Annotated in this window: 18 protein-coding genes (1 of these 18 cut by a window edge); 3 read left to right on the top strand and 15 right to left on the bottom strand. The window is 41.3% G+C overall.

Annotation, left to right across the window (positions count from 1 at the left end; genetic code table 11):
• The 9 genes from AB3N61_RS09215 to AB3N61_RS09175 all read right to left on the bottom strand — a co-directional run.
• Positions 1-419, bottom strand: partial view of a hydrogenase-4 subunit G gene (locus tag AB3N61_RS09215; protein WP_367897404.1) — the 5' portion only. Its footprint begins 394 nt before the window's first position; only the first 419 of its 813 coding nucleotides appear in the window; the start codon lies at positions 417-419; its stop codon lies off the left edge, out of view.
• A complete protein-coding gene (locus tag AB3N61_RS09210; RefSeq protein ID WP_367897403.1) occupies positions 416-1,834 on the bottom strand; it encodes a metal (Ni/Fe) hydrogenase large subunit in 1,419 nt (472 codons plus the stop codon). The genes AB3N61_RS09215 and AB3N61_RS09210 overlap by 4 nt, the downstream gene beginning before the upstream one ends.
• Positions 1,831-3,054: a formate hydrogenase gene (locus AB3N61_RS09205; RefSeq protein ID WP_367897402.1), complete on the bottom strand. Its 1,224-nt coding sequence runs from the start codon at positions 3,052-3,054 to the stop codon at positions 1,831-1,833. The genes AB3N61_RS09210 and AB3N61_RS09205 overlap by 4 nt, the downstream gene beginning before the upstream one ends.
• On the bottom strand, positions 3,051-3,662 hold the full coding sequence (locus AB3N61_RS09200; RefSeq protein ID WP_367897401.1) for a formate hydrogenase: 612 nt from the start codon (positions 3,660-3,662) through the stop codon (positions 3,051-3,053). Before AB3N61_RS09200 ends, AB3N61_RS09205 begins: the two co-directional genes overlap by 4 nt.
• Before the next feature lie 2 nt (positions 3,663-3,664).
• Positions 3,665-4,555: an NADH-quinone oxidoreductase subunit H gene (locus tag AB3N61_RS09195; RefSeq protein WP_020768212.1), complete on the bottom strand. Its 891-nt coding sequence runs from the start codon at positions 4,553-4,555 to the stop codon at positions 3,665-3,667.
• Positions 4,522-6,243 (bottom strand): proton-conducting transporter membrane subunit, encoded by a 1,722-nt coding sequence (locus AB3N61_RS09190; protein WP_367897400.1) that lies wholly within the window; start codon positions 6,241-6,243, stop codon positions 4,522-4,524. Before AB3N61_RS09190 ends, AB3N61_RS09195 begins: the two co-directional genes overlap by 34 nt.
• A 13-nt stretch (positions 6,244-6,256) precedes the next feature.
• Positions 6,257-8,155 (bottom strand): alginate export family protein, encoded by a 1,899-nt coding sequence (locus AB3N61_RS09185; protein WP_367897399.1) that lies wholly within the window; start codon positions 8,153-8,155, stop codon positions 6,257-6,259.
• A 120-nt stretch (positions 8,156-8,275) separates the two neighbouring features.
• Entirely contained in the window at positions 8,276-9,619 is a 1,344-nt protein-coding gene (locus AB3N61_RS09180; RefSeq protein ID WP_367897398.1) for a SulP family inorganic anion transporter, read from the bottom strand.
• A gap of 34 nt (positions 9,620-9,653) precedes the next feature.
• A complete protein-coding gene (locus AB3N61_RS09175; RefSeq protein ID WP_306819339.1) occupies positions 9,654-10,559 on the bottom strand; it encodes a sodium-dependent bicarbonate transport family permease in 906 nt (301 codons plus the stop codon).
• Between the two features lie 572 nt (positions 10,560-11,131).
• Between AB3N61_RS09175 and AB3N61_RS09170 the strand changes: the two genes are divergently transcribed.
• On the top strand, positions 11,132-12,763 hold the full coding sequence (locus tag AB3N61_RS09170; RefSeq protein WP_412758367.1) for a helix-turn-helix domain-containing protein: 1,632 nt from the start codon (positions 11,132-11,134) through the stop codon (positions 12,761-12,763).
• Here the strand turns inward: AB3N61_RS09170 and ychF are convergent.
• The 3 genes from ychF to AB3N61_RS09155 form a co-directional block, all read right to left on the bottom strand.
• Positions 12,760-13,857 carry a redox-regulated ATPase YchF gene (gene ychF, locus AB3N61_RS09165; RefSeq protein WP_020768347.1) on the bottom strand — a complete coding sequence of 366 codons (1,098 nt, stop codon included), beginning with the start codon at positions 13,855-13,857 and terminating at the stop codon, positions 12,760-12,762. The two genes, AB3N61_RS09170 and ychF, sit on opposite strands and share 4 nt — an antisense overlap.
• 73 nt (positions 13,858-13,930) lie before the next feature.
• Positions 13,931-15,046 (bottom strand): LIC11612 family fibronectin-binding protein, encoded by a 1,116-nt coding sequence (locus tag AB3N61_RS09160; protein ID WP_367897396.1) that lies wholly within the window; start codon positions 15,044-15,046, stop codon positions 13,931-13,933.
• Between the two features lie 5 nt (positions 15,047-15,051).
• On the bottom strand, positions 15,052-15,711 hold the full coding sequence (locus AB3N61_RS09155) for a hypothetical protein (RefSeq protein ID WP_020768304.1): 660 nt from the start codon (positions 15,709-15,711) through the stop codon (positions 15,052-15,054).
• Between the two features lie 101 nt (positions 15,712-15,812).
• Between AB3N61_RS09155 and AB3N61_RS09150 the strand changes: the two genes are divergently transcribed.
• Entirely contained in the window at positions 15,813-16,721 is a 909-nt protein-coding gene (locus AB3N61_RS09150) for a UbiA-like polyprenyltransferase (protein ID WP_020768192.1), read from the top strand.
• A gap of 2 nt (positions 16,722-16,723) precedes the next feature.
• On the top strand, positions 16,724-17,338 hold the full coding sequence (locus AB3N61_RS09145) for a UbiX family flavin prenyltransferase (RefSeq protein ID WP_020768130.1): 615 nt from the start codon (positions 16,724-16,726) through the stop codon (positions 17,336-17,338).
• A 15-nt stretch (positions 17,339-17,353) separates the two neighbouring features.
• Here the strand turns inward: AB3N61_RS09145 and AB3N61_RS09140 are convergent, their stop codons facing one another.
• The 3 genes from AB3N61_RS09140 to AB3N61_RS09130 all read right to left on the bottom strand — a co-directional run bounded on the left by AB3N61_RS09140 (position 17,354) and on the right by AB3N61_RS09130 (position 19,342).
• Positions 17,354-17,749 (bottom strand): DUF3703 domain-containing protein, encoded by a 396-nt coding sequence (locus AB3N61_RS09140; protein ID WP_367897395.1) that lies wholly within the window; start codon positions 17,747-17,749, stop codon positions 17,354-17,356.
• A gap of 64 nt (positions 17,750-17,813) precedes the next feature.
• Positions 17,814-18,572 (bottom strand): helix-turn-helix domain-containing protein, encoded by a 759-nt coding sequence (locus AB3N61_RS09135; RefSeq protein ID WP_367897394.1) that lies wholly within the window; start codon positions 18,570-18,572, stop codon positions 17,814-17,816.
• 80 nt (positions 18,573-18,652) lie between these two features.
• Positions 18,653-19,342, bottom strand: a complete 690-nt coding sequence (locus AB3N61_RS09130; RefSeq protein ID WP_020768511.1) for a hypothetical protein — start codon at positions 19,340-19,342, stop codon at positions 18,653-18,655.
• Positions 19,343-19,366 lie beyond the last annotated feature (24 nt).

The following is a 19,366-nucleotide window of genomic DNA, read 5'->3' as shown; positions in this document are numbered from 1 at the left end:
GCTGCTACTTCTCTGTATTGGAAGCCCGTATACTTAGTTATCTTGCGGAATTGTTTTACGTTTTCCGAAACTTCTTCCTCGTAAATTGCCGGAATGCCATCTACATAATGTACTTTTAGCGCTTCTCTGTCCACGGAATATACGTGAACGAATCCTGAATTTTCCAATTGTCCGGAAGAAGCTTCCACACAATGACCACATTGTAAGCAAGCACCGTAATCGAAGGTTACTTCCTTGGAGGATGAAACTTTTAATCCGCCGGTGGGACAAACCTTCTCAATGGATTTGTCCAAATGAAATCCTTTTTTAGAAGTTGGTACCGGGATACCTCTCGCATTTGGGTTGTTCGGCCCTATCTTTTTATAATTTAGATTTTTTGCCGGTAGGAATATATTGATAATTTCCTGGATTTGTCTCATAGATCCACTCCCACATAGCTGAGGTTGAAAGATTTGTTATTCAGAGGAAAGTCCCCTATATTCTCCCCTCGGACTGCAAGCTCCAATGCATGCCAATTTAGGACGGAAGGATCTCTCACATAAGCTTCCGAAATTTCTCCCGAAAAATTTAGGGAAAAGGAAACTAAAACAGGGCCTCTCCATCCTTCAACCGCCCGGAAATATACACCGGGTTTTGCTTTGGAAACTTTCGTCTTTTGGAAATTTTCATAGACTTTATGAAAATTTTTTAATACTGGAATTGCTTTGGTCAGCCAACGCCCGCTATTCTTCAATTCTTCATAACGAAGATAGAATCTTGCCCAGGCGTCTCCCGTCATTTGGCCTGCATCCAGATCCAAGCGGATGGATTCTCCTGCGAGAGTATAACTGGGATCATGATGACGAAGATCCCTGGAATAGCCGGTACATTTTTCTACCATTCCTACAAAACCTAGATCTTTAAGTTGTTTATGAGTGATCACTCCGCAAATCTGCAATCGTTCCCTATTGGTGGATTTTTCGGCAGCTCTTTCGAAATGTCCCGCCACATCCGAAGTAGTATTTTCGATCCTTAGCGCCAGATCACTCAAGAAAGATTCTGTAAGTTCTTTTTTGAGTCTGACTTTTCCGGGACTTAAGGCCCCTCTTCCGAAGCGAGAACCTGTGAGGGCTTCCATAACTCCTAACGGAACTCCTCTTTGTACTGCGCATACACCTTGTAACGGATAATAACCTACGTCACCCGCAATTGCCCCTATATCCCCGATATGGATCGCGATCCTTTCGATCTCTAAGAGTACTGTCCTGGCAAAGTTGACTTCTTCCGGAACTTGTATGTTATGAGCTTCTTCGAATGCTTTACTGAATGCGATAGCATAGGCGATCGTGGAATCTCCGGAAATTGCTTCCGCATAAGGAGAGATAGAATCCTTGTTTAGGCCTTTTAATTTTTCCAAAAGACCCCTTTTTTGAAAACCTAACCGAATATCCAGGTTTTGGATCTCTTCTCCTTCTACTATAAAACGAAAATGTCCAGGCTCGATCACGCCGGCGTGGATCGGTCCCACAGCGTGTGAATAAAAGGAAGTGGGAACAGGAACGTTGATCCCTCTATAAACCAAATCCTTGATCCCGGATTTAGTTAGGAATTTTTCGAGAAGATGTTTTCTGTCTTGGGATAGATATTTTTGGTAATCCATCGAAGAATAATCTTCCGGTCCTTGGTCAGTGCCGAGGCTATGCCTAAGGACCCAAATCGGATTTAGATGGTCTTCATATAGATTTTTTTCTGCGGTTTTTGATAAAGTTTCCTGCTCTATCCCTTCCCGAGTCAGCCAGAAACGATGAGTTTGTTTGGTTTCGGTAGTGTGAAAAATTCCGGTAACGTTTTTCATAATACACCTTGTAATAACAGGTAAAATCCCCAGCATCCGGTGCTGAGTAGAAGTAAAAGTAGGAAAAATCCGTTTGTCATTCTGATCCTAAGAATGGTGGAAAGGTCTTTTGAAAAAGGTCTTCCTTTGATGTTTAATAAAGGTGCGAGTTTGTATAACATCACTCCGAAAAATACGATCCCTAAGATCGGGACTAATATAACGAATGCTTTCCCACCGCTTTGTCCCGCTTTGATCAGAATGATATCCGTCACGAATATGGGGGAACCGGGCATTACGAACGCCAAGAACAAGGCTAAGATGAAGAGCGAAAGAGCTGATTTATTTATAGAGTCCACTTGAATGATCTTATGAAGTTCTCTCTTTCCGGCGTCCATCCTCACGATTCCCATGCTGATGAATAGAAGCGATTTCACCACAAGGTTTGTCGCCATCATAAATAAGAAAACAGTTTCACTTAGATCCATCCACAGAAAGACAGCTAACGCTCCTGTATGGAAAAGAGCAACTTTTGCGGAGATCCTTCTGATATCGTCGCGGTCGTATACCGCAAAAATACTTAAGAAGATCGTTAATATTCCTAATACCAACAAACCGTCCGCACCGCTGAACGTATGAGGGAAGAGTTGGTGATCTAAATGAACAAAAGGCCTAAGAGCAAAACAGACCGAAACCGGAATGAATGAAGAAAGCAGGGAAGAAACCTGCGAAGGACTTTCTCCGTAAGTATCCTCGATCCAGACATGGTTCGGAAATAGCCCTAATTTTGCACTGTATCCGAAGATCGCTAGCCAAAGACCGATCTCTACCCAGATGATCTCAGGATGAGAGGCGGAATTTGCCGCTAAAAAATCGATCGGTTGATTGATCACATGTAAAGAAGAACGGATGAGTATGATTCCGAGGAAGGCGATACCTAATCCGAAAGAGTTGATCAGTAGAAATTTCCAGGCGATAGGAAAGGATTTTTCCGTTCTACTGGAAGAGATGAGTAAGGCGCCTACAAAGGTAGTAGCTTCTATTAGAACCCATTGTAATGTAGTTCCTTCTTCATTCCAGTCCCGAATGATCCAGACGGCAAAGTTGATCGCGACGCAGATGATAAGTAACACGGACCAGAATAGCAAATTTGTTTGGTTTTTTGTAGGAGCTAGAACGTAGGTCAGAAAAATTAGGACAAAAACCCCTGCTCCGATCCCTAAAAGAATATCGAAGTTCATCTGGAAATTTCTCCCTTATATTGCTCGCTATTGATCCTAAGGGCGGCGCCGGCTCCGATGATCAAAACCGCATCCAAGAAGGATCCGAATTCGCTTCCTATCGGAACTCCGGATTTAAGAAGAAGCGTGAGTAAAAATGTTCCATTCTCAAAAATGCTGAAACAAGCGATCACGCCGATCCAGTTCCTTCTCACTATAAAACCGATTACTCCTATGTAGATCAGTAAAAGGACATATAATAAACCGTACTGATGGGACTTTCCGAAAAAAGAGGATACCAAGTCCATGAAGAAGTAGCAAGCCGCTGCTCCTGCGAACAAGAGTCCGAGTGTAGGAAGATATCCTACTTTAGGAAAAGTTGATTCCGGAGAATGGATCCTTCTTGCAGTCCAAAAAAGAATGATCGGCGTTAAGATCCCTTTGAATACGATCACCATTGCCGCTAAAAAGATGGAATGAAAACCGTCCCCGCTTTCTTCTTGGTATAAGGGAAGAAGTAAAAGAAAACCTTGGATTCCCAAGAGGATAACGACCCTTTTAAGCCTGTTTTCTAAAAGAATGACCACACCAGTCAGTAGAATGATAAGATAACTAAGGTCAGCGCTCATATTTATTTACCTAGTTTCAGAAGAATTCCCAAGATCAGCATGAAGATAAAATTCAGGCCGAGTAATTCCGGGATCCAAATCCATTTTCTTCTGGTGCTGTTTGCTTCCCAATAGCCGATTAACGCGGAAAGAAGAATGGCTCCTCCGAAGGAAGCTAATTCTTTCCAGATCGGAACGGAAGAGACTCCTAAGAATACTTCCACATGTTCCAGTCCTAGTTTAGTTAGAAGTAAAAATAAGGAAGCGGTCTTAAATTGGTGAGCCAGTTCGAAAAATGCTCTAGTCCTTCCGGAAGCTTCGAGTAACATCGCTTCGTGCACCATCGTGAGTTCAAGGTGGGTTCTTGGATCGTCAAACGGAGGTTTGGCGAGTTCGGAAAGAACGATCAAGGTAGCTCCCAAAAAGAATAAAATCGCAAAAGAAATATGTGCGAAGTTTTCATGGAATACCACGTTGGATTCCAATACTACAAGTATTAGTATCAGGATGGGTTCGCCGAATATGAAGAGAAGAATTTCTCTTGCCGCTCCCATTCCGCCGAAAGAAGTTCCGTTTTCCACAGCGTAAGCGACAGTTGCAAATCGGATCATTCCGATCAAAAATGGGATCAGTAATAAGGAAGCCCATTCGAAAGAAACTAAGGACCATAGAACAAGTCCGAAAGAGAAAGCGAATATCGCGGAACTTTCCGAGAAAAATCCGGAGAAAGGACCGTCTATCGGACTTTTTTTCATCATTCGGATCGTGTCGTATAGGATCTGTAGTACAGGCGCCCCTTTTCTGCCTTGAGCAAAAGCTCTGATCTTTTGAAGAACACCTCCACATAAGAACGGAAGAGAGATAAAGGATAAAATCCGGATCAGAATGCCCAATAAGAAAGTAGCTGTGACCATATGCCTCCCTCTGCCAGACGAACGATGATAATTACGATGAGGATCGTTAAAACAGTGAACGAAGAATAAGTTAGGTCCACGGAGATGGATTCGTCGTCCGATCCTCTGATCTTCGCTTTTAAAGAAGAAAGTAGTTTTATTAAAATTTTAATAAAACCTTTATCCAATTTGGAATTGCCTGCTTCATCTGAGAAATATCTGCCCAATGGAGCGACTAACGGATCGGAAAGCGCCGAACTCGCAATAGCTACCTCCGATCCCTCAAATAACCCGCCACAATCCCACAGTTTTCTCTCTTTGATCCTATGCCTGAGTCCTAATAACCCTACGCTTAAGAGAATCGCTAGGCCGATTACGTTTAAAATCCCGATTCCTTTGAACCAAGAGAAATCCAACCATTCTACTCTCACTGCATAATAATTAGTGAGGCTAAGAATGATCACGGGCGCGATCAGGACCAAAGCTCCGGTTAAGAATAAGGAAACATTGATCGTCGTATTCTTACCATGGTCTTCGAAATTAGTGCGGGGTCTGGAAAGAACAAGAGCTAGGAAAAGTTTTAAGTGCGCGGCTGCCCCTACCGCTAAACCAGTGCAGACTAAAATAAGAAGCGGAAGGACAAGAGCAGCACTTGTATCCGTAACTTCCAAAACTGCGGATAATAATTTGATAAATGTGGACTCGGATAGGAAACCTGTGGTTCCAGGGATAGCAAGAAAACTCATCGTCCCGATCGCTGCTAAAAATGTGGGAATTCCACTGATCCTACCGATCCCTGTGTTATCATCCGCTCCGGATCTACCCGATAATTTCGTTAGATATCCGAAAAATAAGAATTGGAAGGTTTTGCTGATACTATGGTGGACCAAGGAGATGAGAAATAATACTCCAAATGCCTTGCTCAACATTCTCAAACTTTCCTGTTCACTGGATTGCCAATACGCGGAAATCAGTAAGCTCAACCATAAAAAATTCATATTCTCTACAGTGCTGTAAGCGATGGATTTTTTGACTTCTCTACTGAATAAAGCGGTAATCCCTGCCCATAAGACTCCGATTCCGGCTAACGGTATTAGAACGGTTGTATAATGGGTTCCCGGAAGAAGTGGAAAAGCGAATTTGGAAAATAAAACCAGAGGTAGATTAACTAATAAACCTGAGTAAGCCGCAGAAGCATGCGCCGGAGCTCCTGCATGCGCTTCCGGAAGCCAGAAATGGACTCCGAAAAATGCGGACTTGATCAAAAGTCCCAAGATCAGGAAAAATAATCCGGAACTTGGATCATTCGAAAAGATCCAGAAGGTAAAACAGAAAGCACCAATCCCTCCCGCTGCTACCAAAGCAACGAAACTTCGAATGGATGCATCGTTCCATTTACCTCCGACATAAAGGAGGAAGGCGCTAATAGTGGACAATTCCCAAAAAAGGATCAACCATAAACTTTTTCCTACTAGATAACAAATCCCTGTGCTAAGGAAAAAAACGGCGTAACCGAAAACGACCAATGTCTTTTTTTCTTTTTCATATCCGTATACGTATACAGATATGAAACCGCCTAATATGGCTTGGAGAGTTACCCCAAGACCGATCGAACTATCTTTTCCGAAAAAATCCACCCCTAGCACATTCCCGATCAGAAAAGGTGCAAGAAGAGAGGTGATAACGGATAGATAAGCCAATACTGTCATACGTATTCCTTTTTTAGAAGCCTGCGTTCACTTGGAAGAAGAACATGTGAGCCGTAGAGGCTGTTCCGTTCGCGCCTGTCACAACTCCCGTGTTCAAATGAAGACCTGCGGTTTCCGTTCCCGTAGCCTGAAGATTGTAATGATAGAGAGCGTTTCTCTGATTTTTAACCGCATTACCCGCAGTCAAGATACCGCCTCCGATCCAGATCGAAACATAATCATTTACAACGTACATCCAAGTTAGATCGAACTCATTGTAGATATTTTTTCCAGTTCCACTCACGGAGATCGTGGTTTGACCGACACCGTTACTTTCGGTCGAAGCTCCGGTATTAGCGGAACCGTTGATCGCATACCATGCATCCTGAGTTTGTACCTTATTATTGATGATATAGGCAGCGTAGAATGTTCCGTAACGTTCTGTCTTGTACGAAAAATTAAAGTTAAAAGAACTCAAGTTTTTAGTATCGATGTTCTCCGAAAGACCTGCTACATTATTCCAGTAAGGGAATACTCCGAATCGCGGGTTTGTAAGAGTTTGGAAGGTTGCGTTACTTCCGTCCGTTCGGTTTTTATCCCCCGATGCGTAGGTATATTGAAAGCCCGCTCTCAATTTTTCAAAGAAAGTATAACCTGTTTGGAAAACATGCATTGAACCGGAATATTTTTGAACTTCTGTGCCGTAACTTTGGTTCGAAAGACCCGCAACATTCTGCCTTACATAAGAGTCTAAAAGAGGATCTTTTACGGTCCTTTCTCCGGTTGCCCCCGTCTGCCACGCACTTTCGATCGCCCAATCCCAAGCTCCCCAGAATCCGTCTTTGGGAAGATTATTATTCGCAGTTCTGTTGGTGATCCTGAATCCGGTCGTAATCAGATCACTTTGTTGTTTTGCCCAAGAGTTATTATAAAGATCTAAATCCGATTTAGCTCCTGCAATAGCTGTCTTTTTGGTCAAAAGTCCGATCGAATAAACATCTAGAGTGAACCAATCTTTCGCAGTGAGGGAATTATATGTACCGACAATATACTGATCCGGTTGACCAGGATTTACCACAGTGGATTTTTTCGTAACCGGATCCGTAATGGTGATCGGAGCGTTAGCCGAAACTACTCCGTTGACACCGTTCTGGTTGGCCGCAATCTTAGTTCCGAAAAAATGGATCTTATAATTGTCCTGATCGAACATGATCCTTGCTCCATCGTAAGATAGACCGTTTATGGTCCAGTTAGCACCGCCAAGTAATCTTTGATCACCGTAGGCTAGAACCTGCCTACCGAACTGTATTTTTGCGTCTAAAGGTAGCTTTTTCAAAAGAACAAAGGCTTCTCGGATAGTGGTTTGGCTAGGGATCGTGGAACCTGATCCAGAGGCAGGGTTACTGGTTGTAGTCGTACCTGCTGCATCAAAAACGTTCGCACGAGCATCCCCTACGTTGGCCGGAGTTTCTCCTCCCCAAATTCTTGCATCTTGGAAGGTGACTTTTGCGGAAAAATATGGACTAGGGTCAATTATGAAAAATACCTGAGAGGTCTGCATTGCCCGCGAAGTATAACCTTTATTCGATTTGTCGAAAGATAGGTTGTATCGGTCCTCGTATCTAGGGCGAACATAGGCTCCTAGTCTGATCCAATCGTTAAGCCATGCTTTTTTGCGGTTGGCGAATTTTTTTCCCAACTCCGGTTCGAAAAATGTACTTCTTGTAAAATCGGGAGTCAGACCGCTGGATTTCATCGGAGAAACATAACCGTCTTCTTCTTCCGCACTTTCCTTCGGAGAGTTGGGATTTTGGGCGGTAGTGGCGGCATTTTGAGCGGAAAGATCCGAAAGAATACCGGATACGAAAATTAAGAGAAATATAATATAGCCTAAATAGCCGGAAATTTTATGAAATCGACGCAACTTGTACATTTTCTGACCGTTCCTAATGAAAATAAAATTCAAAGCCATCCGAATATATAAGCAACTTAAAGGACTTTCTATTTTTCTAACAAGACAATCGAAGCAATTCTATTTAAGTCCCTATAACTTCTACATCTGATTTCTATTTTCGGTCAAGTCATGAACGACCTCCGTATTTACCGCTTGTAGTATTACTTCATCCGAAGGATTTGAATAGCGGTGTTTAATATGGGACCAGATCTTAGAATTAGAGACGCCATCCCTTTTCCAGCGCACAATGGAGATCAGTGCGTGGATAAAAAGAGCGATGAGCAAGCCTTCAAAGATACCGAATCGAAAGACTAATAGTCCGCAAACGATCGCTAGGCTAAACGCATAGACACCTTCGTGTATCACATGTTTCAAACCTTCTATCATTTTCCAACCGGTAAAGATCATGACGATTCCAAGGGAATATTCCGGAAGATGAGTCAACAGTTTGGGAAAAATTAATACGATTGCGATCACTAAGGCCACAAAAAGGTTGGAAAGTTTTGTCATTGCTCCTGCGACCGCGTTCGTCGTCCCTTTTGCTAACCCATCCAGGTTTGTCATTCCTCCAAAAAAACTGGAGCCTAAGTTCGCGATCCAAATGGAAAATAAACTATTATTAGAGTCACATTTTCTTTTTAGCGGATCCAATTTTTCGATGGCAACATTACTCATTACCTGCTCGATTACGTCTATTGTCGCAAGCATCAGAGCATATCCGACCATTTCAAAGGTAAGAAAGATCGTGTGGATCAATCTTGGATCCTCGTGAGGTTGAGGTAAAGGAAGGACCAATTTGAAAGGGACATGGTCCACGACTAACATTGGTAAATCGTAATAGAAACTGATAACGATTCCGAAACCTATAACAAGGAAATATGGAATGCCCGGTTTGCTGGATTTGAACTTTTGATATAAAAATACGAAACAAACAAAAGAGATGGATGAGAGCGCTAAAACAAAAAGTCTCTCCGGGTTAAACCAATTTCCCAAAGACTCATGTTCCACTGCGTACATATAGGGTACGAATTTTAGCGCTATTTTTAAACCTATTCCGGCTAATAATCCTTCTACTAAATAATGAGGGACAGTCTTTAGGATGTAACCTTCCCATCTGAATTTCCAAACCACGATTTGGATCACTGAGGTCAAAAAAATCAGAAAAGGCATATTTTCATGACCGAAGGTATGCACTCCTAAGGCTAAAGCGGGAGCGAGCCCTGCTGCTATACCCGGAACTCCTACGAAATTTCCGGGTTTAAACAAGGATGTTGTAAATCCCACAATACAGGCAAAAACCACAGTCAAGAGTCCGGTTTGGATCGGATACTCCGACATTAGGCAAATGCCGACCGACAAAGGTATGGCCACGAAGCCGGTAATCGTTCCGGCCGCAGCATCCCGTTTTAAATAAGAAAAAATGTCCTTTAGTGAAACTACCATAACCTCTTCCTGCTTCCTTCCGTATGGTATAATTTTATAATATTGTTACTAGATAGTGATAGAGCGGGATACCGATCACGATATTGATCGGGAATACGATCGAAAGCGCCACCGTAAGGTAAATACTAGGATTGGCTTCCGGGATCATATCTTTCATCGCCGCTGGGACAGCTATATAGGAAGCGGAAGCGCAAAGTATGACGAACATTACCGCATCTCCTTCCGGCATACGGATCAATTTTACGAGAAATAGTCCGAGAGCTGCGTTGATCACCATGATAAGTAAAGTGGACGCGATTAGAAAAAATCCTGCATGAGTTACTTCGCTAAAACGTTTCGCTGCGGAAATCCCCATATCCAAAAGGAAGAAAGTTAATAATCCCTTGAATAAATCCTCGGTAAAAGGTTTCTCCGCTGCCCAACCGCTTTCTCCGGTTACAAAACCTACGATCAGAGCGCCTACAAGAAGATAGATGGAAGAGCCGAAAAGAGCTTCATGAAGCAGCTTTTTCCAATTTATCTTTCCGCCCCCATTCGCTTTGTTCCTAGACAATCTATCGAGTATGACGGCGATTACGATTGCCGGAGATTCCATAAGCGCCATACCGGCTACGATAAAACCGCCGTATTCTATCCCTTTATTATGAAGATAAGCCCCACCTGTAACAAAGGTCACAGCGCTGATCGAACCGAAAGATCCGGCCAATGCCGCGGCGTTATGTTTATCCAGCTTAGCTTTTAGTATAAAATATGCGAAAAATGGAGTTACGATCGCCATGATTGAGCAGGCGAGTAAAGTAAAAGCATGCTCAGTGCTGAATGGTGTACTGAAAAGTTCATGCCCTCCTTTAAATCCGATAGAAAACAACAAATACATTGAGAAAAATTTAGAAAGCCCGTTCGGAATGGTTAGATCGGACTTAAAGAAAACCACTCCCATGCCTAGAAAGAAAAACAGAACCGGTGGGTTGAGGATATTTGAAATTACAGCTGAATCGATCACTGTATATTCCCCTTTATATGTATTTTAAAGATTTTTCGCTTTCGGTGTAGCCCTTTCGAAATTCGAACCACTACATCTACAAGACCTTCCAAACTTATAAAACTGGACACTAAAAAATAGTAGAGTCTAAAAAAAATTTCAAAATTTAGACTCTTGGAATTTGATTGTTCAGAAAAACAGCATCTTGGTTGAAATTTTAAAAGAAAGGTGACAGCTTGGCATCATTCCTTCGCTCTATTTTTACGGAAGAAATTGAATTACTCGAATAGAAAAACCGGCAACTCGGGCAGCTTCTCCTATCCATATTTATAAACTTTATAATCTTTTAACATTGGAAAATTTAAAAATTCCAAGATTATAAATTTAGATACTTGAGGTTAGGTTTTTGGAATTTCTTAGGATTTTGAACTGAATTCGACCTTAGTATTATTTTAAGTAAAAAATAAGATGACTTAGGAAAAATACCTGGTATCCTACCTTTAAAACGGATTCACTGGTATTAGGCTTAAATGAAACAATCCAGTTATAGAATCCGAAATTCGTTTCTCTCAAATATCTATTTTCGATTTCTGATTTTATTTTTCTTCGGGATCCTTAGTGAAAATTTACACGCTGCTCCCACTCTCCCTAAAGCTGAAATAATCCGACTGAGTCCTTCTTCCCCCGTTGAAAATATCAGTTCAAAAATGGAATATCGGTATAGAGGATACCAGTTCCGTCATTGTAAGCCGGAAACAATTTCTTCTCTCCACCAATTAGAATGGCATCATAATACTGGGAATGTTCTGCGTTTAAAGAGGAGTTCTTCCGGAAATTGGCTGAGATTTAGATTGGCAAATGAAGGGATGGAACAACTGAACAGGACCCTGGTTTTGCTTTGGCTGAACGTGCCGGACGCGGAACTTTGTTCCGTAGATTCCAAGGGAAATTTCGAAGCGGGATTTGCAGGCTACGATCTAGATCCTATCTGGAACGATTTTATTTCTCCACTTCCCCACTTTAATATTCGTTTAGAGGCTAAGGAAGAAAGGACATTCTATCTTTACGTATTGTCCAATGAGGATATCAACTATCCGGTTCGATTGCTCTCTGAAGATGACTACATGATTATCGTGAGGTTGCGGTCCGTTCTCTTTTTAATGGTAGGGTTTGTGCTTCTCTTTGCCTTCGGTTATAACCTATATCTATATTTTAAGAGTAGAAAAGTTCTATTTTTGACATTGCCACTTCATTTAACCGCTGTGGGAGCCACTCTGTATTTTTTACATGGTAAGGAATTTGCATCCATCGTAGGAAATGAAAATAACTTATTCCGTCATAACTATTTCTTATTTTTGGGGATCACTCACGTTGTTTTCTTCTTCTATTTGGCCGCTTGGAATAAGGAAAATTCAGGGATCGTTTATAAATCCCCCTTCTTCTGGCTAGTTTGTTTTGCCGGGATCTTATATCCTCTCATCCCTCTTTACCAGTTTTGGTACGATCATAGGATCTTAGTATTAGTACTCAATTACGGATGTATGTTGTTCTATTTTGGAAAGACCCATATTTCTTCCATCCGTAACAATACCGTTTATGAGATGTTCTTTATCTCGGTCTGGGGGATCTTTCTTTTACTAGATCTGTATAAGACTATTTTCCATTTCGATTTTTATCCTTATAACAGAATGGCGGTATATGGGGTATTGTATTATCTGCCTCCTCTTACCGTATTCGTTTCCTTATTATCCAGAGAGATATTGAGAAGAAAAGAAGAAGAAGTTTCCAATCGTAAAACACACCTTTCTTCCATAGATGTGAAGGATTTTGTGGGTAAGATAGAGTCCTTGCTGGAAAATGAAAAAATTTATCTAACCAAGTCTTTAAAAGAAGAACATATGGCAAAAGAACTTGGGATCACCATCCACCAGCTTTCCGAGTTGATCAATACCGAGTTCAAGACCAATTTCCCGTCTTTGATCAATCAGTATAGAGTGGAAGAAGCGAAAGTATTACTAAATGAATTCCCTGACGAGAACACCACAGAGATCGGTGCAAAAGCAGGATTTAGTTCCAGATCAGCGTTCTATCTGGAATTTAAAAAATTAACCGGCACCAACCCGAATTCGTATCGTAAGGAAAGTAACGGCAGAAAAGTTTAGGCGTTCACTCTAAAGAAGATGACGTCCCCGTCTTGGACGATATATTCTTTTCCTTCGATCCTGAGTTTCCCTTCTTCTTTTACTTTATTCGGACTTCCCGTTCTGTCTAGATCTTCGAACTTCATCACTTCTGCGCGAACAAATCCTTTTTCAAAGTCAGAGTGGATCACCGATGCAGCCACCGGTCCTGTACTTCCCACGCCAGTGGTCCAGGCTCTTGCTTCTACTTCTCCCGCTGTGAAGAAAGTTACAAGTCCCAGAAGTTTGTAGGCAGCTTGGATCATTCTATCCAATCCGCTGCTTGTTTCTCCTATCTCACTTAAGAATTCCAGTTGTTCTTCTTTACTTAGTCCGGAAATTTCTTCTTCGAATTTTCCGCAAAGAGTGACTACTTCCGCTCCTTCTGCCTTGGCCATTTTTTTTACGGATTCCACGATCGGATTTTCTTTAGCAATCGCCGCTTTGTCCGTGATATTGGCCACGTAAAGAACAGGTTTGGAAGTGATTAAGTTGAACGTTTTGACTAATTTTTGCTCTTCCGGTTTGATATCTGCGAGTCTAGCCGGTTTTCCTTCTTTTAAGACCGCCATAATTTTATCTAAAAGTGCGGAAGCTTCTTGCGCTTCCTTATTTCCTGCCTTTGCGTTTCTGGAAATTTTTTGGTACTGCTTTTCGACGGATTCTAGGTCCGCAAAAATAAGTTCCATTGTAACTACTTGCGCGTCTTCCACCGGATCGATCTTTCCGTGAACATGAGTGATATTTTCGTCCTCGAACGCGCGGACCACATGACAGATCGCATCCACTTCTCGGATATGAGAAAGAAATTTATTTCCGAGACCTTCCCCTTGGCTGGCACCTTTTACGAGTCCTGCAATATCCACGAATTCCATGATTGCCGGCACTTTTTTCTGGGGTTTGTAAATTTCGACGAGCCTGTCGAGCCTTGTATCCGGAACTTCCACGATACCCTTGTTCGGTTCGATGGTACAAAAAGGATAGTTTTGCATTTCGGCACCGGCCTTGGTTAATGCGTTAAATATGGTTGATTTTCCTACGTTTGGAAGTCCTACGATCCCGCAATTCAAGCTCATACAGTCAATTTTTGAAAGAAAGAGAATCTGTAAATTCGTTTAGATCTATAGAGTAGAATAAGATAAGAGGTCTTTATTCCAGGATCCAGGATTTATTCGATTCCTTGGAATTTAAGGTTTGGACTTCTTCGTTGATCCGGATGAGTCTTCCGTTCCTAAAAAATAATTCCAAAATACTGATCTGTAAGGAGTTCGGGGTTGCACCACACCCAAAGCTGTATTCTCCATTAAAAAAACGCAAAGCTCTTGGAGAGGATAGAAGAACGATAGAAGGTAAAGTATCCGAAAGGTCTTTTTTAAAATGGGACAATCCTTCTGCGATCGGGTTCGGATCTTCTTTTGGCTTTTCATTCGGATCTTGGGCGAGTAAAAAGTGGAATATCTGAGATTCGAAAGTTTTAGAAAATTGTGTTTTAAAATCGCCGATCCAAGAAGACGGATTTTTTTCATTCTCTTGTACGGATTCCGGAGAAGGAGAATAGAATACAAAGTTCAATCCGCCTTCTTCCTTCACCGTCAAAATTCCAGGTGGGATCACTGGCTGTTTTTTAGCGGCAAGCTTCGGCGCCTTTTTTTTGGATTTTTTCTTAGAAGAAACTTTCGTTTTAGGAACGGGAGGATTCTCTTTTTGTTCCGAGTTAGTTTTTGTAGTTTGCTCTTGGGGTTTCGGATCTTCTTCTTTCGGTTTAGGATCTTCCGGTTTTGTAGGAGTCAGTTTTTCCGGCTGTTCTAGATTTGTCTTAGTCTCTGTCGGTGTAGTTTTCTTTTTCTGTTTTATAACCTTCTTCTTTTTTGCTTTTTTGTTGGAAGGTAGTTTGGCCGTTTCCTTTTTTGGAAGTACCGAATGATGACCGGTAAATATGATCTCTGCGCCAAGGTTTTTTTTCAGCCTATCTATTTCGTCGGAAGTTTTAGGCAGATAAGGAGCGGAGACAAGTAGAATTGCCCCTCCTCCCTCTTGGGTCTTTTGTTGTTTGTATCGTTGATACCAAAGACTCAGAGTCCTTTCAAAATCAAAAGGGGGTTCTTTTTCCGACTGCAAAGGACAATATACAACAAGCCCGATCGGTGAGTCTTTCCGATCCGAAGAGTTGGACTGCGTTTGTAGAGATGGCCCTAATAGAATTAGGCCGGCTAAAAGAACGAGCGCAGCTATTTTTTTAATCTCGAATTTTGGGATAAAATTCATTTGGATTAAGAGTATTGAAAAACTTCTTTTCTTAAATTTTGAAAGTACTTTTGGAAAAGTTTTTCTTCTTTTTCCCTGAATTCCAATGTTCTGGATTCGAATTTTGGATCCAATGCGGAAAGGTTAGAATCCATTTCGGAAAGATGGGATTCTTCTTCCTTAATGATCCCTTTTACGGATATTCCCAACTGCCTTTGGTCCAAAATTTGGTCATAGATTTCGTATACCGAACCTGCTCTTTCTTCTATTAATTTTGTGACATATAAATAGCAGAGGAATGATTTCGTGTGTTTCGGAATGTTTTCCCTTCCAAAAGATCTTTCCACCGAAATATCTAATTTTTGGAAATAGGAAACGGCAGAAAATCCGCAGAGTAAAGAATCCTTTTCGAAAGAATGCGTGCTGGAGGGTTTTATTTTTAAGGCCAATTTTTTAAAATAGGCGGCATGTCTTGCTTCTTCAGAAGCATGTCTTAAAACCATTTCGGAGAGCAAGGGTCCGGATTGACTTGTATGGATTTTACGAGAACCGATATGTTCCAAAAGTGAAAGAGTATTTAACCACCTAAAATGTAGTTCTGGAGAAGATACGATCTCGGTTATAAGAGAATCGATTTCCTCGGAAGAAACGTTTGGCTTCGGCTTAGTATCCGTGTTTTGGATCATAGATACGAGGATTTCTTTGGGAGGTCAAAAAATCATCCATTTTCATTTTGATCATAAAAAATCTGCTTTCTAACTAACAGTATTCTTCAAGACTTCCTCTGATGGCTTCCAATACACTTGCTGCCCTAGGCAAATACGGTCGTTTTATAAAATTCTCCCATACTTTATTCGCTCTTCCTTTTGCAGGGATAGCATTTGTTCTTGCGATCTTACAAGAGCCAAGTTTACCTCTCGCCGTGATTGGCCAAAAATTGATTTGGATCTTGGTCTGTATGGTGGGCGCAAGAAGTGCGGCTATGGGATTTAATAGATGGGCGGATCGCAAAATTGACGCTAAAAATCCAAGGACCGCAAACAGGGAGATCCCGAGCGGTCAGATCTCGGATCTTATGGCGGTGATTTTTATCATCGGATCTTCATTGGTATTTTTTATAGGTAGTTGGTTCTTAAATCCGCTTTCTTTTTATCTTTCTTTCCCTACTCTATTTCTTTTATTAACGTATTCTTATACAAAACGTTTTACTTTTTTATGCCATTTCTATCTTGGATTGACGATCGGTTTAGCGCCTCTCGCAACCTGGATCGCGATTCGAGAAGAATTTTCCTGGATCGCAGGGTTTTGGACTTTAGGACTTGCCTTCAATTTAGCGGGATTCGATATATTATACGCTTTGCAGGACAGGGAATTCGATAAAAAAGAAGGCCTACATTCCGTGCCTGTTCGTTTTGGTGAAAAAAACTCGTTTCTTATATCAAGAATCTCTCATATTCTTTCCGTTTCTTTTTTAGGAATAGCGGCTTGGTATGCGGATTTTCAGGGAGCTTTTTGGGCATTTTTAGTATTTGTAGCGTACTTATTATTTAGAGAGCAGAAGATCGCCTCGGAAAACAAGGACGGAAATTTTCCACCGAGTTTCTACCAAATCCATTCTTGGATCTCATTGGTGATCTTTTTGGGCATTTTAGCGGAGACAGGTCCAAAACTTGTTTCTCTGTTTTATAGGCTTTAAAAATGAGTCAGGAAAAATCATTAAGACTGGTACTCGCAATGGCTGGAGCAAGCGGCTCCATCTATGCGGCCAGATTCATAAATGCTCTCATGGAAATTCCAGGAGAAACCTGGTTTGTTCCAAGTCCGGCTGCTATCCGGGTTTTTAAGGAAGAATATCAGGCGAATGTTCATACCGGAGAGGATGTCTTAGAATTCGTACGTAAAAAATGGAATCCTAAACAAATACATACATTTCATCTGCGTAAATTCGAAGATATAGGAGCAGATATTGCTTCCGGTTCTAATATTTGGGACGGAATGGTGGTGGTTCCCTGCTCTATGAAAACTGTCGCAGCGATCCGGACAGGGATCACAGAAAATTTGATAGAAAGAGCGGCTGACGTTACTTTGAAGGAAAGAAGGAAACTCATTTTAGTCCCCAGAGAAACTCCTTATAATCGTATTCATTTGGAAAATATGTTAGCTCTTCATGATGCGGGCGCTATTATCGCTCCTGCTTCTCCCGGTTTTTATCAAATGCCCCAAAGTTTAGAGGATCTGGGAGATTTTATGGCTACTCGAATTTTCAGATTACTAGGTAGAGAAATAGATTTGTATCCTCGTTGGAATCCATAATATTTATCGAATCAATTATTTCTTTTTTAGACCGGATAAACTTTTGGAGGTTTGGTCGGCTTCAGAAAGTAAATCCAATAAATCCTCCGGAATAGGCATTGGTTGAAAAATCGGAACATTTGCACCTCCGGTATTTCCCACAGGAATTTTATTCAACCAAGAACCGAGCCAGCCGAACAAAACCCTAATTAACTGGCCTGCAATCTCTTTTATATCTTTTTGATCGATCGCAAATAATAACATTCTAAAATGGATGCCTGTGTGAGGGATTGGATAATATTGTCCGATCAAGTGAGCTCTTTCTAAATATCTCCAGGTTTCTTTTAAGTTTCCCTCTTCTTCGTACTTTTTAGAAAGGTCCAATTCCTTTTTGTATCTGATCTTCCAATCTTTAGGCATGATCCAATTCATCCGATTCTCCTATAGTTAAAAAGAAGGATAGAATCTCTTTTTCCATTCGTCTTGAATTTTGGGGCTAGTCCGGAAAAAACTTAGGAGCAAAATTTTCTTCTCTCCGAAAGAATTCGGAAGGTCTAAGTCCGAATGAGTTTTTAAAGATACGAGTGAAATGTGACTGGTCCGAAAATCCGCCTTCGAGCGCGGCTTGGACTAGTTGAGGATTAGTGGATAAATGCAGGACCGCCTTTCTGATCTTTGTCCAGATTTTATATTCTGAAAAAGTAATCCCTGTTTCTTCCCTAAATAAATGTCTAAACCTGCTTTGGGATAAATCGAAACTTTTTGCAATTTCAGTGAGCGAATTTTTTTCTTCGCCTACTTTCGACAAAGAGTATTGGATTCTTGGATCCATTTCCTTTTTGCTTTTGTCCGATTTCACCGAATCTAAAAGTTCCAAAATACGTTTTCGGATCCGGATTGGATCTTTTTCATTAAATGACTTTCTGATCTCCTGGACGGAAATTTTATCCCCTATTTCGAGACCCGGTTCTCCCTTTTGTATTTTCGAATTTTGGAATATACCTTGTCCGGTCCCTAATGGATCAACTAAGATAATAATAAATTTTTCGGAAGAACGTTCCGTCCCATGAGAGACCCTGGAAGGAACAAATACTACATCGTAATTTCTCCACTCTTCATCGCTTCCTTGGAGACGAACAGGTCCTTCATTTAAAGAACAGCAAATCTGGGAGAAAAAATGGCTATGCCTTGCCGTGGAAAAAGATTCTCCACAATACAAACCTAAATCAGGCCAAATATAAAATTCTTTTCCCATCGGGAATTATAAGAGGGAGAAGGACAAGGAATGGCAAGAAACAAATACTAGGAATTTCGGGACCGGCGGTCCCGAAATTATTATGGGCTAACTGATTCTATTGCTTGGATCTTTTTATTCAGATCGGAAGCGTCTTCGTATCTTTCGTAAGAGATAGCGTTGAATTTTTGTAAATATAGCCCTACTAATTCTTCTCCCGTTTGGCCAGGAACTTCCAAGGCTTTGCGGAAATTATGAAGATCGAACTCGGGGTGTTTTCCGGAAAAAGTCTCCACTAATCTTTCCATATGAAGAAGAGAAGCTTCTCTTGCAATACCGCTAGAGCGTCTTACCTTTAGAGAAAGATTTGCCAACGCATCTAGATAGTCTCTAACACCTTCCGGTTCTTTTTCCTGAGCAGAAAAAGTTCCGCCTTCTCTGTTCTTGCATAATTCGACATAGCGGATCACTACATTCTCGAAATGATCCATTCTTTCTTTGATATAAGAATTAGAATCTTCTTGGCCTGCCGGCATTTCGAAGTCTTTAATCTTTACCACATCATACTTATCGTAATGATCCGTGATAATCCTTTTTAAGTCATCGTAACTGTCCAAGGAGACGGGAGGGAATGTTACAACAGGAAAGTTTTCCCCGATTCTAAGGAAACTAACCACTACGTTGGATGCTATAATTTTTCCGCCCGGAAATAGCGGGTTTTCTCCAACAACGTTGCAATATACTATGAGGTTTCCGGATGGATTCTTCTCTGTGCCTTTTTCGAACTTCACGGTTTGCCTCCCTCTGTACTAACT

The sequence above is a fragment of the Leptospira sp. WS58.C1 genome, from assembly GCF_040833995.1.
GTDB classification, from domain to species: Bacteria; Spirochaetota; Leptospiria; order Leptospirales; family Leptospiraceae; genus Leptospira_B; species Leptospira_B cinconiae.
Note: the sequence above shows the minus strand (reverse complement) of the source record. Positions and strands in the feature narration are given on the sequence as shown.

Excerpts from the sequence above, each read along its gene's own strand:
- AB3N61_RS09185 (WP_367897399.1), bottom strand. The coding sequence starts at position 8,155 with ATGTACAAGTTGCGTCGATTTCATAAAATTTCCGGCTATTTAGGCTAT.
- AB3N61_RS09175 (WP_306819339.1), bottom strand. The coding sequence starts at position 10,559 with ATGGGAGTGGTTTTCTTTAAGTCCGATCTAACCATTCCGAACGGGCTT.
- AB3N61_RS09200 (WP_367897401.1), bottom strand. The coding sequence starts at position 3,662 with ATGAGCGCTGACCTTAGTTATCTTATCATTCTACTGACTGGTGTGGTC.
- AB3N61_RS09180 (WP_367897398.1), bottom strand. The coding sequence starts at position 9,619 with ATGGTAGTTTCACTAAAGGACATTTTTTCTTATTTAAAACGGGATGCT.
- AB3N61_RS09145 (WP_020768130.1), top strand. The coding sequence starts at position 16,724 with ATGAGTCAGGAAAAATCATTAAGACTGGTACTCGCAATGGCTGGAGCA.
- AB3N61_RS09170 (WP_412758367.1), top strand. The coding sequence starts at position 11,132 with ATGAAACAATCCAGTTATAGAATCCGAAATTCGTTTCTCTCAAATATC.
- ychF (WP_020768347.1), bottom strand. The coding sequence starts at position 13,857 with ATGAGCTTGAATTGCGGGATCGTAGGACTTCCAAACGTAGGAAAATCA.
- AB3N61_RS09150 (WP_020768192.1), top strand. The coding sequence starts at position 15,813 with ATGGCTTCCAATACACTTGCTGCCCTAGGCAAATACGGTCGTTTTATA.
- AB3N61_RS09195 (WP_020768212.1), bottom strand. The coding sequence starts at position 4,555 with ATGGTCACAGCTACTTTCTTATTGGGCATTCTGATCCGGATTTTATCC.
- AB3N61_RS09210 (WP_367897403.1), bottom strand. The coding sequence starts at position 1,834 with ATGAAAAACGTTACCGGAATTTTTCACACTACCGAAACCAAACAAACT.
- AB3N61_RS09155 (WP_020768304.1), bottom strand. The coding sequence starts at position 15,711 with ATGATCCAAAACACGGATACTAAGCCGAAGCCAAACGTTTCTTCCGAG.
- AB3N61_RS09190 (WP_367897400.1), bottom strand. The coding sequence starts at position 6,243 with ATGACAGTATTGGCTTATCTATCCGTTATCACCTCTCTTCTTGCACCT.
- AB3N61_RS09140 (WP_367897395.1), bottom strand. The coding sequence starts at position 17,749 with ATGAATTGGATCATGCCTAAAGATTGGAAGATCAGATACAAAAAGGAA.
- AB3N61_RS09135 (WP_367897394.1), bottom strand. The coding sequence starts at position 18,572 with ATGGGAAAAGAATTTTATATTTGGCCTGATTTAGGTTTGTATTGTGGA.
- AB3N61_RS09205 (WP_367897402.1), bottom strand. The coding sequence starts at position 3,054 with ATGAACTTCGATATTCTTTTAGGGATCGGAGCAGGGGTTTTTGTCCTA.
- AB3N61_RS09160 (WP_367897396.1), bottom strand. The coding sequence starts at position 15,046 with ATGAATTTTATCCCAAAATTCGAGATTAAAAAAATAGCTGCGCTCGTT.